This is a genomic window from Cerasicoccus maritimus (genome assembly GCA_031296935.1).
GTDB classification, from domain to species: domain Bacteria; phylum Verrucomicrobiota; class Verrucomicrobiia; order Opitutales; family Cerasicoccaceae; genus Cerasicoccus; species Cerasicoccus maritimus.
In genome coordinates this window covers 283,773-297,705 of the sequence record JAVDPD010000003.1, presented here as the reverse complement: position 1 = coordinate 297,705, position 13,933 = coordinate 283,773, and the positions used below count along the sequence as shown (strand labels likewise).

The window sequence follows — 13,933 nt, the reverse complement described above, 5'->3', positions numbered from 1 at the left end:
AAGCTAACTTATCGAGTTTATGGCCGAGGCTACTGCCAATGATTACGCGCGCAGCGTGGTGCAGGACTTTGCCCCGGATGCGGAAACGCCTCCCGCGCGCAAGCCGGATGAGCAACCACTCGTGGTGCTCGCCGGGGCCAGTGGCTTTGTCGGCGCGAGCCTGCGCATTGCGCTGGCCGAACGCTATCGCTGGCGTGCGTTAACGCGCTCCGAGGCCATTGTGAACCAGGGCGAAACGCGCGACAACACCGAGTGGCGCCTGTGCGATCTCTACTCGCTCCCCCGCGTGGAAGAAGCCATGGAAGGCGCGGACTATGCGATCTACCTCGTTCACTCCATGTTGCCATCGAGCCGTTTGGTGCAGGCGAAATTTGAAGACCTCGACCTCCTGCTGGCGGATAACTTTGCCCGAGCCGCGGAAGCAGCTGGCGTGAAGCACATCATGTATCTCGGCGGGCTGATCCCGGACGATGATTACCTATCGCCCCACCTGCGCAGTCGTCAGGAAGTGGAGCACGTGCTGCGCAGTCGCGGGGTGCCCGTTACGGTATTGCGCGCCGGCCTGATCATCGGCCCGGGCGGTTCATCGCTGCGCATGTTGATCAATCTCGTGCGCCGCCTGCCCATCATGCTGATGCCGAAATGGACGTATTCAGAAACGCAGTCCATCGACATCCGTGATGCCATACGCGCCTTTGATTTCGCGATGGAAGACCCGAAGTTCTGGGACGGCACCTACGACCTCGGCGGCCATGAACCGATGACCTACCGCGACATGATTTTGCGCACGGCGAAAGTTCTGGGCCGTGATCCGTTGGCCATCGATTTGCCGGTCAATTGGTTTGCCCTGTCGCGGCAATGGGTGTCTGCGCTGAGCGGGGTTTCCTCCCAACTTGTCAACCCGCTGCTCGAAAGCCTACGCCACAGTTTGCACGCCAAGGACAATCCGCTGCTCGACAAGATCAAGCCGTCCGCGATAACTTTCGAAGAATCCCTGCGCAGCGCGGTCGATAAGAGTGGCGCGCCGCTGCCCAACCCACGCAGCCTCACCCAGGCCACCGATGACAAGCTCATTAAAAACGCACGGCGGGTAAGGTCCGTTCAACGCATGCCCCTGCCCTCCGGTTGGGATGCGCCTTACATTGCGCAAGTCTACGGCCAATGGCTCACGGATAAGTCCATCCATCTGATCAACGTGCAGCGTGATGAGTCCAACATGCTTCAATTCATGCTGCAGTTGCCCGGCTTCAAACTCAAGCTGCTGGAGCTCACGCCAACGCCTTACACCCGGGGCGGCGGTCGGCGACGCGCGTTTTATATCTCGGGCGGGTTCCTCGCGCGACAAGTCGACCCACCAGGCCGATTCGAGTTTCGCATCTTCCCGGAAAACTTCTGCCTCATCGCCGCAATTCATGGCTTTGCCCCGCGCCTTCCGTGGTGGTTTTATGAATGCTCGCAGGCTGTCGTGCACTACTTCGTCATGCAGGCGTTTGCCCGTTATTTATGGAAGCAAGCCAAGGCCGGCGTTTCCATGCCCGAGCCATCAGAAGCTCCGCTAATCCAAGACTAAACCTGCTAATACAATCGCGGAAAACCTCGGCATGGCTTGCTTTTTTGCTTACGTCTAATCCATTCATACAATAACTTACTTTAACCACTATGAAGCCCATTACCACCACACTGCTTGCGTTTTCATTAATTGCTTCCGCCTATGCGGACGGCCCTAAAGGCCCTGAGCCCAAGGCGATGGACGAGTTAATCGTCAAAGCCGAATCAACCGTCAACTTAATGCAGGCCTCGAAAAAATCCATTCCAGCCGTAGTACTGCAAGACTGCAAGGGCTTGGCCATCGCCAGCGTTACGCGCGGCGGCATCGGCATCGGCGGTCAAAAAGGCGAAGGCATTGTCATCGCCAAGACTGACGAGGGTTGGTCGGCGCCCTCCGCCTTTGACACCGGCGGCGGCTCACTCGGCCTACAGCTCGGCGTTGAAACCGTGCAGTATGTTTACGTGCTTAATACGGATGCCGCGATCCTCTCCTTTACCGGCGACAAAGTAGAGCTCGATGCGAAAGCCAGCGCGACCGCCGGACCTGACCACGCCGCAGCTGCCAACGACAAGCTGCCCAAGTCCGACATCTACATTTACGCGCTGACCGACGGCGCATTTGCCGGCGCCACCGTGGGCGGGGTTTACGTGAAACTTGACATCGACCTGAACAACCAAGTTTACAGCAACATCGTAAAGGTGAACCAAATCATCAGCGGCGAGGTCCCAGCGCCCCCCATCACCAAGGATCTTTACGACCAGCTAGACGCCATCATGACGAAAGGTGACGAGTGATTGATCGCACCGCGCTAAAACGCTACGCCAAGCGGATGTTCATTGTCGGAGGCCTCGGCGCCATTGCCGCACTGTCGCTCATCTTCTACGCTCGCCATGCCGTCAACCAAGCTGCCGGTGGCCGCGTGCAAACGGAGGTTGCGCAAGCCGCAGTGAGCGAAGTCGGCTTAGTTCTGGGCGCGAACCCTGAGCTGTCCGATGGCCGCCCCAACCTTTACTTCGAGTACCGCATGGACGCCGCAGCCGCGCTTTACCATGCGGGCAAAATCGAGCGCCTGCTCGTCAGTGGAGCGAACCCAACGCCGCTCTACGATGAGAGCACCGCCATGAAACTGGCGCTGATCAAACGCGGGGTGCCGGCCGACTCGATTGCCCGAGATTACGCCGGGCTGCGCACGCTGGACTCCGTGGTGCGCGCCAAGGAAATTTTCGGCTGCAATGAAGTCATGATCATTTCGCAGGCCTTCCACGTAGAGCGTGCGCTTTACCTGGCGCAAGAGCACGACCTGAATGCAACGGGCTTCGCCGCGAGAGACGTCAATTTTGCCTTCGGCATGAAAACCAAAGTCCGCGAAGAGCTGGCCCGCGTTAAAGCCGTGCTCGACTGCAAAGTGCTCGGCACGGAACCCAAGTATCTCGGCAAGGAAATCTACCTGGCGACTGCCGATTAAATTTTCTGGGAATGCAATTGCCACGTAAAACCTCTTTCAATGCGAATCTGGCACAACGCTGATTCCATGAAACCTACACAGACAAACAGCTATGAAAGTAAAACTCACCATTGCCGCGCTCGCCGCAAGCCTTCTCATGAGCGTTGCTCAAGCAGAAGACACCGCCAGCGCCACCGACGAACAACTGGAGACATTCATCACCGAAGCCACCAAGATTTTTGAAAAGAATCAGGCCAATCCGAAGAAGCGTATCCCTGACGAAGTGCTCAAGGAAGCAGACGCCATCATGATCTTCCGCATCACCCGCGGCGGCATCATTCTTGGCGCGAGTGAAGGCGCTGGCATCGCTTTCAAAAACAACATCGAAAGCTGGAGCCCACCCGCATTCTACACCGTGGCATCCGGTAGCCTCGGCCTCCAAATCGGAGCCAGTGAAATGGACCTCATCGCCGTATTGATGAACCACGAAGCTGAAGGCATCCTCGACGACCCGAAGATCAACTGGGGCGTCGGCATGGAAGTCATCGCCGGCCCAACAGGCGCATCCCTCGGAGCGAACACCATGCCCAAGGCAGACATCCTCATCTATGAAACAACCAAGGGTCTTGATGTGGGCGTAGCCGTGAGTGGCGGCCTCATTCAACCAAACCAAAAGTTCAACGCCGAGCTTTACGATAAGGACGACATCACAACCGCGTGGATTCTTGGTAGCCGAGTTCCCATGCCCAAGGCAGCCGAGTCACTGACTCTCCTCCTGCGTGACTACTCCTACCAAGCACCCAAGTCCGACAAATAAGCAACGCCACTACGATGCTTTGCGTCGGAAAGTAACTTTGCACAACAAAGCGTCGTCCAATCGGACGACGCTTTTTGTTGGGTTAAACAGTAGTCCCTCCAGAATACGCATTTGCACAAAGTGCAAATCAACCGGTCCAGCGGGACGCTGGCCATCACGATGCGCAGCATCGGGTTTGCAAAGCTGCGCTTTGCTAGCAGGCGGCGCAGCCTTTGATTTGCTGGAAGAAGTCGTTGCCCTTGTCGTCGACGAGGATGAAGGCAGGGAAATCTTCGACTTCGATCTTCCACACCGCTTCCATGCCGAGTTCCGGGTATTCGAGGACTTCGACCTTCTTAATGTTGTTCTGCGCGAGGATCGCCGCCGGGCCGCCAATGGAGCCCAAGTAGAAGCCGCCGTGCTCGTGGCAGGCGTCCGTCACTTGCTTGCTGCGGTTGCCCTTGGCAATCATCACCATCGAGCCACCTTCTGCCTGGAACGGACCCACATAGCTATCCATGCGGCCAGCGGTGGTCGGCCCAAACGAACCCGAGGCAAAGCCGGTCGGCGTCTTGGCCGGGCCCGCGTAATAGACTGGGTGATTCTTAATGTAGTCGGGCAGCCCTTCGCCAGAGTCAATGCGCTCTTGCAGCTTGGCGTGGGCAATGTCACGCGCAACCACGATCGTGCCGGAGAGCGACAGGCGGGTCGTGACGGGATGCTGGGTCAACGTGGCCAAGATGTCTTTCATCGGCTGGTTGAGGTCGATCTTCACGGCCTGGTCGGCGTCGTTGATCTGACGCATCTCGTCGGGGATGTATTGGCCGGGATTCTCTTCGAGCTGTTCGAGGAAGATGCCGTCTTTGGTGATCTTGGCCTTGGCGTTGCGGTCGGCCGAACACGATACGCCGATGCCGATTGGGCACGATGCGCCGTGACGCGGCAGGCGCACTACACGCACATCGAGCGCAAAGTATTTGCCGCCAAACTGAGCGCCAATACCGCTCTCGCGGGCGCGCTGGAGGAGGAGTTGCTCGAACTCCAAGTCCCGGAAGCCTTGCCCGTGGTCGTTGCCTTCGGTGGGCAGCGCGTCGAGGTATTTGGTCGACGCCATCTTGACCGTCTTCAGGCAGGTCTCTGCGGAGGTGCCGCCGATGACAAAGGTAAGGTGATACGGCGGGCAAGCGGCGGTGCCGAGCGACGCCATAGCCTCGATGCAGAATGCTTCCAAGGCCTTCGGGTTGAGCACAGCCTTGGTCTTCTGATAGAGGAAAGTCTTGTTAGCCGAGCCGCCGCCCTTGGCGACAAAGAGGAACTTGTAAGCGCTGCCTTCGGTGGCGTAGAGATCGATCTGCGCGGGGAGGTTGCAGCCGGTGTTCTTCTCCTTAAACATATCCAGCGGAGCAGTCTGCGAGTAGCGCAGATTTTCCTGCGTGTAAGTCTCGTAAACGCCCTTGCTCAGCGCCTCGGCGTCGTTGGCTCCGGTCCAGACGTTCTGGCCTTTCTTGCCCATGATGGTGGCCGTGCCGGTATCCTGACAGAACGGCAAAATGCCGTGCGCGGCGACTTCCGCATTGCGCAACAGGGTCAGCGCGACCATGCGGTCGTTTTCGCTGGCGTCTTCGTCCTTGAGGATCGCGGCGACCTGCTGGAGGTGCGCAGGGCGAAGCTTGAACGAAATATCTTTCATTGCCTCGCGTGCCAGATAGGTCAGCGCTTCGGGAGTGACTTTGAGGATCTCCTTACCTTCAAATTCGGTCACGGAGACGCCCTCTTTGGTCAGCAGGCGATATTGGGTTGTGTCCTCACCCAAGGGGAGAACATCCTGATAGTGGAATTCCGGTGTCGGCATTGGTCGTCGTTGGTTAAAGCAAACAAGCAAGTTAGGCGTAGAAATACTAATGTCAAAGCGTTAACGAATATAGTTTCTCTAATTCAAAAGCATTTCTCGCTTGTCCCCAAGTGGGGAGAGGTTCTCAATCTGGACAGATGAGGGGCATACGTCAATGGTGGCGCACGCTGGGGCTTGATTTGTTTCCACTGCGTAAGACGCTGAAAGATTACAACCTGAAGAAGGCTAAGGCTGACTTCAGCGCCGCCATCAATGTCGCCCTGCTGGATTTCCCTCAGGGAATGGCCTATGCCCTGATCGCAGGCTTGCCGGTGCAGATCGGGATTTTCTGTTCGTCGCTGGCGTCGATCACCGGCCCATTCCTGGCGAGTTCGCGCTTTGTGATGCTCGGGCCGACGAACGCCACGGCGGTCATGCTGCTGTCCACATTCCTCACGCTAGGCTATTCGCCGGAGCAATCCATGCTCGTACTCCCATTCCTGCTGGTGCTGGTGGGGCTATTCATGATCGTCGGTTCCTTCCTGAAGGTCGCCACGATCACCCAATACATTTCGCGGGCGGTGGTGATCGGCTACATCACGGCGGCGGCGTGCCTGATCATCGTCAACCAGCTCAAGACGGTATTTGGGCTGCATGTGCCGCGGGCAGGGACGTTTGCGGAGGCATTTTGGAATTTCATCATCGGCCTTGTCGAAGCGGACTGGGCCTCGACGACCAACTGGCATGCCATCGGTGTCGGCACGTTGACCCTGGTGGTTTATTACGCGCTGGCGAAGGTTCTGAAAAAACGCTTCCCGGGCATGCCCACGGTCGCCATCACGCTGATCATCATGGGCGCGCTGACGGCGGCGCTGAAGCCTGCCGGACTGGGCGTGGAAATGCTGGCTCCGGTCAACGCCAAAGACTGGCCGCTCTCGATCCCGCACTTTAATTGGAACGAGCTCAACACGCTGGCCAACGCCGCTATGGCGATCGCCTTCCTGTCGCTTTTGGAAAGCTCCTCCATTGCCAAGACGCTGGCTGCGCAGGCCGGCGACCGCATCGATCTCAACCAGCAAATGCTCAGCATGGGGGCGGCCAACATGGTCTGCGCTTTTGGCTCGGGCATGACCGTTTCCGGCTCGCTGACTCGCTCCGTGCTCAACTACCGATCCGGCGCGAAGACGGCGCTTTCCAGCATTTTCAGTGGCGCGCTGCTCATTGGCGGGCTGTTCCTTCTAGGCGGCATGATCCAATACATCCCCCGCCCGGCGCTGGCGGCGCTCGTCATCACGGTGGGTATTTCGCTCATCAATAACGACCACATCAAGCTGATGCTCAAGACGACCAAGAGCGATGCCGCGGTCTTTCTGGCAACGTTTGGCGGCGGCCTCGTGCTCCCGCTCGACAGCGCGATTTACCTCGGCGCGGCGGCTTCGATGATGTTCTTTATCCGCAAGGCGGCCCGTCCCGGCCTGAAGGAAATTTCCTTTGCCGACACCGGTGAGCTCGTCGAAAAAGAATTCCAGCACGAGCGCCCGGAAATCGCTATTGTCCACGTGGAAGGCGACCTCTTTTTCGCCTCCAGCGACCTCTTCCTGGAACAGGTGCGCCGCCTCGCGGAACACCCCACCCAGAAGGCCATCATTCTGCGCTTGCGCAACGCCTACCACCTCGACGCCACCGTGGCCATGAGCCTGCAACAGCTCATCACCCTGGCGCGCGACAAGGGCTGCGAAATCCTCGTCAGCGGCGCCCATGAGGATATCGAGCGCGTCTTCCGCCAGTCTGGGCTGATGAACCAGCTTGGGCAGGAAAACTTCTTCCGCTACTCACCCGGAAATCCCAACGTCTCGACCCGCGACGCTCTCAAGCGCGCCAAGGACCTCACCGGCATCGACACGGCCGACATCACCATCTTCGCCGCCGATAAGAAGTAGCTGCCCGCGTCCACACGGGGAGGCTAAAGAAAAAAGTCCACCGCAGCACACGCAGGCTCACAATCACGCGATTGAGAACCACCACACTCTCAGACCCTCTGGCGCACTCCATATCGCTAATTAGCCCACGGGCACGTTTTCCTTTTTCACATTACTCTTTTTACGCTCCAGAACCGCACAAGGGCCTGCAGGGGGCCGGGGGGGGGGTAAACCCGCATTTTTCATTTTCAAAGAACACTGCCCGACCCGCCCGCTCGCCGTCAACGAGGCGCAGGTGGGGCGCAGGCGGCTCAGGGGCCACCGGCTGGAACGTCGCCGGGTCGTGGAATTACGATGCACGGGCGGGCAACGGCTCACACGTCGACGCGGCGCTGGGCAGACTGGCATAGTCCGTCGGGCGAAGTGCGGATCGCGCAAACATTGGGCGTCGGTTGGCTGCTTGCTGTCACCAAGACAGTCAGCGAATGGGCCCGTTTGCGCGGCGCAGCAACGCCCGCGGAGCGAATGCCCCCGCATGGCGTCGACTGGGATACCTTCTGCGTGCTGGCTAAGGCGGGAGGTGTTGGCTCGGGAGGTTCATAAGTGTGTAGATGTGTAAGTTGGGGAGTTGCGAGTTGGAGTGGTGGAGCGCGAAGCTTCAGCGAGTGCATACGTTGAATGAGCGCTCAGCCAGGAGGCAGCATAGACACTCGCTGAAGCTTCGCGTTCCGGCAGAGAGGCAACGCGAGTAGCCGATTAAGTGATCAATAAAACACTATACTACCCGTCCTCATTCGCCAACCAAAAAGTGAACACCCGAGCATTTTAATAGTCAGTAGCTCTCACGATTAACTCACGCTGAGCATCAACGACTTACACACGCGAAAACGCAATCCCATGCACATTTTCAGCGGCATTTCATCGACTCCTCGATCTGGTCACACAACCGCCGCCTCTACGCACACACAATGCCTCAACGTCGCCTTGCCTCGTCACCTCAACATGCTTCCCGACACCTCAACACGCTGCCTCTACGCCGCCTTGCCTCTACGCCTTAACATGCTGCCTCACCGCATTTTTGCCGTGCAAAAATCTACCGATCCAGCGGGACGCTGGCTATTGGGATTGGCTGGGTTCTTCGGCCAGATCGCGGAAGTATTCTTCGACGAGTTCCCGGTATTTTTCGGGCGGTGGACCACCTTCCTGACGGAAGCGCATGCGCTGCTCGCCAATTTCCTTGAGCAAATATTCCTGCAACGTGCGCGCCGTGGCATCGAGCACCGACGCGGCGGACGGACCACCACTGGCACCTTCACCATGCTTGGCCGCATTCAACTCGGAGCCCAGCTCGACCAGATTCTGGTCCTGTAGCGCGCGGCCGGCATCTGAAATAGAATCACCGAGGCTGCCAAAACGCGAATCCGCGGTGGACTGCGCATCCTGCCCCGACTCGCCCTCACCCGGGCTTTGGCCCGCGCCCTTGGCTTGACCGGATTCGCCGGGTTGCTGGCCGTCGCCCGTCTGTCCTTCACTTTTGCCCTGCCCCTCGCCTTGGGCCTTGCCGGACTCGCCTTCGCCCTGGCCATCCTGCCCATCTTGACCTTGCTGGCCCAGCTCGTTGCGGGCCTGGGCCACACGCTCCAGTAATTGGCGCAGCTCACCCGGAGACATGCCGGGTAAGGTGCCAGCGGCGGCATCAAGCTGCTTGGATATTTCGGCGAGCCCCTCCGCAGCGGCATCCTGCGAACCGGCGGCGCGGCCAAATCGCCCATAGAGCAGCGCATTGGCGGCGCGGGACATATTGCGGTCGATACTCTGGTCACGCGCCTGTCGGGCGACTTGGTCCAAGGCCTGCGCAGCCTCAGGGAAAACCTTGTTTAAATCGCCGGTCAGTTGCTGCATTTCCTGCCGCAAATCCGCCCATTGCTCGTTCAGGGCACGCTGTTGTTCTTTCAACGCATCCTTGCGTTCGGCGTCCACATTGCCCGTTGCGGCGCCCCGGCTGTCCGCCGCAGCCGCGCCCTGGCCCTGGGAAAGCTTTTCAGCCTGCTGCGCCAAACCCGAAATCGCGGCAGTAGCCTGCTTGCGGATGCGCTCATCGAGCAAGCCTGCGGCGTCCACCAAGCCTTGTCGCGCCCGCGCGCCCGAGCGTCCCGCCCGGCTGCTATTCCCCTGCCCGGCGGCACCAGCGGCCTGGCCCATCTGGCCTTCCGCGCCCCGCATCGCATCGCGCACATCCGTACCCTGCCGCAGACGGCTAAGCTCATTCGTGAGGCTCTTCACGTCATTGGCAATGTCCTGCTGCATTTGCTGAAGCTCCTGGCGTTCGGAATCGCCCAAGGTGTTAGAGCGGTCGAAACGGCGATTCATTGCGGCCTGCTCATCCGCGAGGCGATTCATTTCTTCGAGCGCTTTTTGCATCTCGGAAATCGACATGCCGCTCTCGCCCTCGCCGGACTCCTCGCTTTCGCCTTGCCCCTGCCCTGAAGAGGGTTGCCCCGGGCCACCGCCGCCGCCACCCGACTGCTGCTGGGGCGGGAAGAGCGCCTGCAAATATTTCTCCAACCGGATGAGGAGCGACATCGACTCCTGCATCGGGATGATGGCTTCGCCCGGTTCGTTGGCGTTGGCAAACTCCTCGGCTTCGACCATTTTATAAATCGCATCGAGGAACATTTCGTAAGGCTTACCCTCGTCCACCGTGCCGAGAATCGCACCCACGTTGGCCAGAATATTATTGGACTCGGTGGCAGTCTTGCCCAAGGCGGCGCCCAGCTCCTGGCTACCCAGCGTGCGGCGCTCGCCCTGCTCAGCGTCGGCACGGTAGCCCAGGCGGATGAGGCGCTTGAGCTCGGTGATGATTGCGCGGAGGTCGACGTCTTGCTCGCTCTCGCCACCGCCTTCGCCGCCAGCGTTTTCCTGCTCCTCCTTCTCCGGCCCATCGACGGACTCGACCACTTCGATGAAGTAAATTTCCGAGCGGCTCACCTGAGGCGCTGGCTCGCGGTTATCCCACGCCTTGGCAAAGTAGGTGATGACGTCGCCAAACTCCACGCCCAGCTTCGCCACCTCGATGACCGGCAGCGAATTCTGCTCCAGCGGAAATTCCCCGCCCTGCGCCGTAAAGACCTGGATCGGCATGCGCGGCAAGCCGGACACGGACAGCTCGATTTCGATGCGGCTCAGGCCGTAGTCATCCGCCGCGTAAACTTCGAGCGGCACAATCTCGTCGAGCTCGGCCTGGGTGTCACTGGCGGGCTCGATCATCGCGACCATCGGCGGCTCGTCGGGCTTCACTTCGAGCACGTAGCTTTCGGTGACAGCCTCGCGCCCCTCACGATTGTTTAGGCGAAACTGATACTCCGTCGTCTCCGTGGCGGTGATTGCCACTTCGCCGTCGAACGGGATTTCCTCGTCGCCGATGCGCAGCCAAGTCTCGATGCCTTCCTTGGTTTGCAGGGCAAATTTCACCTCGCTGCCCTCGGGCGCAAACAAGTCGAGCAGTTGGCTGAATTGCAGAGGCTCCTCGCCAGTGTAAGTCGGCGGCGTGACGTTGATCTCCACACCATCGATCTCCGGCGGGTCATACACCGTGACGGTGAACCACTCAGACTGAAGCGAAGGCGTACGCACGCGGTAGTCAAAGCTGTCCTGCAAAGCATAGGCGGTGAAGGCAAATTCGCGCTCTCCTACCAGCGCCATCGGATAGCTCTCCACCTGACCGCCCTGACGCACATCGATCGTCGCCTCTAAATGCCAACGGTTGACCGTGGCCGCGATGTCGAGATCGGTCGCGCTGGGCGCATCAACCGTCCCCGGCACCACCACAAGTCCCGAGTTTTCACCCGTTCGCAAGTCATACAAATAATACTGCGCCTTGACCATGAGTGCAGATTCGCGGGCCCAGTTGGACAGGATAAACGAGCCGATCACCAGCCCCAGCACCATCAGTGGATGCAGCCGCCGGGGCAGCGTGGCCGTACGGAAATTAATCTCGGTCGTGCGCGTTTCGACGGAGTTAAACAGCGCCGCCTCCAAGGCATTGCGCGGGCCGCCGTGCTGCTGCTGGATTTCCACTGCGGTGGACAAACTCTCCTGTAGCTCGGGATGCGTATCCTCCACCAAGCGCGCAAGTGTGACGAGCCCCGGACGCCGCATGACCGAGTAGGCCAGCGCCAGCAGGTAGGCCGAGAGGCACAAAACTGTGAGCGCGAGCACGAGCTTGAACGCGCTGGACTCCTGCCACGGGTCGATCCCGTTGAGCGCATTGGCCACAAGCACCGCCAGGCTGAAGGCGCCCAAAAACGAAAACGCGAGCACGATCAACAGCAGCCACAAAAGCGCGCCGCGCTGCAGCTTGAGCCGTTCGAAAAATTCAGGGCCTGGATTCAAGCGGTCACCTCCGTAGCGTTTTCCAACCGGCCCGTGAGCGCGGTTTCGAGGATGCAGGCTAGCAGCGCCAACGCGGCCAGCCAAGGCCATAAGGGTTGGCCCGGCTCGGCGTCGGGGTTCGTGGATGCGGCGAGTTGCGGGCCAGTCGTTTCACCAAGCAGCCGCGCACGCAAGTCGGCCAACACCGCGCCCTGCGCGATGGATTCTGCCCGCGAAATATTCACCGAGTAAGCTTCGCCATTGGCAAAGACCACGCCCGGCGTCGACGTGCTGACCGCCTCGGCTTCGCCGGAAATCGCGTCCGCCGGCACGCTTTCGCCGACATCGAGATTCGGCGTGCCGTCGTTGGCCGCCATTGACTCGCCGAGCGTTTCCCAGAGGACCGGCACGAAGGAATTGCGCAGCGGCAGGTCCGTATAGGCGGGGTCGAATTCCAGCGCGCTGATCACCACCGAGCCCTTGCCGATGCGCTCGCGAATGAGGAGTGGCGCGCCGTTTTCTGACTCCAGCAGCACCTCGGCGCCGGCACCGGGCTTGACCTGCCAGTGCTCGTAAATGTCCGTCAGGTAAAGGTCCTCGCGGGCATCTTCGTCAAAGACTTTGGCCAAGGCGCCGTCGGCCGGCAGCTCGCCAATGCGGTAAGTCGTGGCCTCGTTGCGCGCGCGGCGGGGCTTGCCCACGTAGGCCGTCTGGCTGATGCCGCCCTCACGCATACCGCGAAACATGCGGGGCGCGTTCTTGCCGGGCGTCACGAAGAGCACACCGCCTTTTTCGACAAAGGCTTTCATCTGCTCCCACATCGGCGCATCGAAATACGCGCCGGTGCCGGGCAGGTAAATCGCGTCCATCTGGTCGATCCAATTCGGGTCTTCGCCGTTGACCGCCATGAAGTCAAACTGCCCGCTGTTGGAGCTTTCGCCGACTTCCAACGCGCGCGCCACAAAGTTTGCCTCTCGTAGTTTGCCAGGCTCGACATCGAGCGGAAGCAACGCGCCAACGACGGTCGCGGTCGGCTCGCCGAGCCAGAAGTGGTAGGTATCGTCGCCCGCGTAGGGGTTACTCGCGGGGTGGGATTCGTCGGTGACGACGGCCAGCGTTAGCTCGGCGGCTTGCGGACCGGCGACGTTGCTTTCGGCGGGAATGTCGATCGTGACGAGCTCGCTTTTATGCGGCTCGAGCGTGACTTCTTTTTGGACCGGCGGCAGCGCCATGCTCAGGCGCACGGGCACGGGCTCGGCGTTGTCATTGCGCACGCGCACAAACAAACGGAGGCTGCCGTCGCGCTTCGGGAACGGCTTCACCCACTGGATGCCGACGTTGTTCCACGGATCGGGGCGCACGGAAACGAGCTCCAGCGTCGAGCCATCAGGCAAGCGCGGCGCGCCGACCTGTTGCCAGTCGGATGATTGAAAATCAGACAACACGTAAACCTCGCCTGCCCGGCCATCCAGCAAACGGACGGCCTCGGCCACGCCGAGCGACGGCTTGCCCGCGCGGTCTAAGCTGGCCTCCGATTCGCGCCAGGCATCCATGATCGCACTGCGGTCGGTCGTGGGCTCGAGCGCGGCGCGGACTTGGTCGTCGTAAACAACGAGGCCGATCTCCGCGCCGACGGGTAGGCTGTCGACGTATTGCTGCAAGGCGTCGCGGGTGTAATTAAACGTACCGCGATGGCTCATGCTCGCCGAAGCGTCGACGACCAACATCACGACCGGCGTTTCGGGATCGACTGGCGCGGCGGTGCCTTCGTCCACCCAACGCGGATTCGCGAGCACGAGGATCACCGCGGCATAAACGAGCAGACGCAAGAGCAGCAGCAGCCAATCGCGCAAGCGGCGGCGGCCCTGCTGCGGCAGGCGGGATTGCTCGATGTAGCGAATCGACGGAAACTTCAGCACCACCGCGCGCTCCCGGTTGATCAGGTGCACGATCACCGGCGCCGCGAGTGCCGCAAGCGCCCAAAGAAAAGCTGGTGATCCGAAGGTTAGCATTCGTTAGGTGT

Annotated in this window: 9 protein-coding genes; 6 read left to right on the top strand and 3 right to left on the bottom strand. The window is 60.2% G+C overall.

Annotated features, from left to right (window positions below; translation table 11 throughout):
* Positions 1–19 precede the first annotated feature (19 nt).
* The 4 genes from RBB62_RS03025 (at position 20) to RBB62_RS03010 (ending at position 3,810) form a co-directional block, all read left to right on the top strand.
* Entirely contained in the window at positions 20–1,570 is a 1,551-nt protein-coding gene (locus RBB62_RS03025; RefSeq protein WP_309396885.1) for an NAD(P)H-binding protein, read from the top strand.
* Between the two features lie 89 nt (positions 1,571–1,659).
* On the top strand, positions 1,660–2,343 hold the full coding sequence (locus RBB62_RS03020) for a lipid-binding SYLF domain-containing protein (RefSeq protein ID WP_309396883.1): 684 nt from the start codon (positions 1,660–1,662) through the stop codon (positions 2,341–2,343).
* Positions 2,340–3,014: a SanA/YdcF family protein gene (locus RBB62_RS03015; RefSeq protein WP_309396881.1), complete on the top strand. Its 675-nt coding sequence runs from the start codon at positions 2,340–2,342 to the stop codon at positions 3,012–3,014. Before RBB62_RS03020 ends, RBB62_RS03015 begins: the two co-directional genes overlap by 4 nt.
* A gap of 91 nt (positions 3,015–3,105) precedes the next feature.
* Positions 3,106–3,810 carry a lipid-binding SYLF domain-containing protein gene (locus RBB62_RS03010; protein WP_309396879.1) on the top strand — a complete coding sequence of 235 codons (705 nt, stop codon included), beginning with the start codon at positions 3,106–3,108 and terminating at the stop codon, positions 3,808–3,810.
* A gap of 193 nt (positions 3,811–4,003) precedes the next feature.
* Here the strand turns inward: RBB62_RS03010 and RBB62_RS03005 are convergent, their stop codons facing one another.
* Entirely contained in the window at positions 4,004–5,641 is a 1,638-nt protein-coding gene (locus RBB62_RS03005) for a fumarate hydratase (protein WP_309396877.1), read from the bottom strand.
* 137 nt (positions 5,642–5,778) lie between these two features.
* On the opposite strand from RBB62_RS03005, the gene RBB62_RS03000 reads away from it, so the two are divergent.
* Together RBB62_RS03000 and RBB62_RS02995 are read left to right on the top strand one after the other, a co-directional pair.
* Positions 5,779–7,560 (top strand): SulP family inorganic anion transporter, encoded by a 1,782-nt coding sequence (locus tag RBB62_RS03000; RefSeq protein ID WP_309396875.1) that lies wholly within the window; start codon positions 5,779–5,781, stop codon positions 7,558–7,560.
* Positions 7,561–7,893: 333 nt separating this feature from the next.
* Positions 7,894–8,142, top strand: a complete 249-nt coding sequence (locus tag RBB62_RS02995) for a hypothetical protein (protein ID WP_309396873.1) — start codon at positions 7,894–7,896, stop codon at positions 8,140–8,142.
* A 513-nt stretch (positions 8,143–8,655) separates the two neighbouring features.
* Here the strand turns inward: RBB62_RS02995 and RBB62_RS02990 are convergent.
* On the bottom strand, positions 8,656–12,021 hold the full coding sequence (locus tag RBB62_RS02990; protein ID WP_309396871.1) for a DUF4175 family protein: 3,366 nt from the start codon (positions 12,019–12,021) through the stop codon (positions 8,656–8,658).
* Positions 11,928–13,922 carry a vWA domain-containing protein gene (locus RBB62_RS02985; protein ID WP_309396869.1) on the bottom strand — a complete coding sequence of 665 codons (1,995 nt, stop codon included), beginning with the start codon at positions 13,920–13,922 and terminating at the stop codon, positions 11,928–11,930. The genes RBB62_RS02990 and RBB62_RS02985 overlap by 94 nt, the downstream gene beginning before the upstream one ends.
* Positions 13,923–13,933 lie beyond the last annotated feature (11 nt).

What these genes read in the sequence shown, in the direction of transcription:
- RBB62_RS03020 (WP_309396883.1), top strand. Translation starts at nt 1,660, where the DNA reads ATGAAGCCCATTACCACCACACTGCTTGCGTTTTCATTAATTGCTTCC.
- RBB62_RS03010 (WP_309396879.1), top strand. Translation starts at nt 3,106, where the DNA reads ATGAAAGTAAAACTCACCATTGCCGCGCTCGCCGCAAGCCTTCTCATG.
- RBB62_RS02995 (WP_309396873.1), top strand. Translation starts at nt 7,894, where the DNA reads ATGCACGGGCGGGCAACGGCTCACACGTCGACGCGGCGCTGGGCAGAC.
- RBB62_RS03005 (WP_309396877.1), bottom strand. Translation starts at nt 5,641, where the DNA reads ATGCCGACACCGGAATTCCACTATCAGGATGTTCTCCCCTTGGGTGAG.
- RBB62_RS02990 (WP_309396871.1), bottom strand. Translation starts at nt 12,021, where the DNA reads ATGGCCTTGGCTGGCCGCGTTGGCGCTGCTAGCCTGCATCCTCGAAAC.
- RBB62_RS03025 (WP_309396885.1), top strand. Translation starts at nt 20, where the DNA reads ATGGCCGAGGCTACTGCCAATGATTACGCGCGCAGCGTGGTGCAGGAC.
- RBB62_RS03000 (WP_309396875.1), top strand. Translation starts at nt 5,779, where the DNA reads ATGAGGGGCATACGTCAATGGTGGCGCACGCTGGGGCTTGATTTGTTT.
- RBB62_RS02985 (WP_309396869.1), bottom strand. Translation starts at nt 13,922, where the DNA reads ATGCTAACCTTCGGATCACCAGCTTTTCTTTGGGCGCTTGCGGCACTC.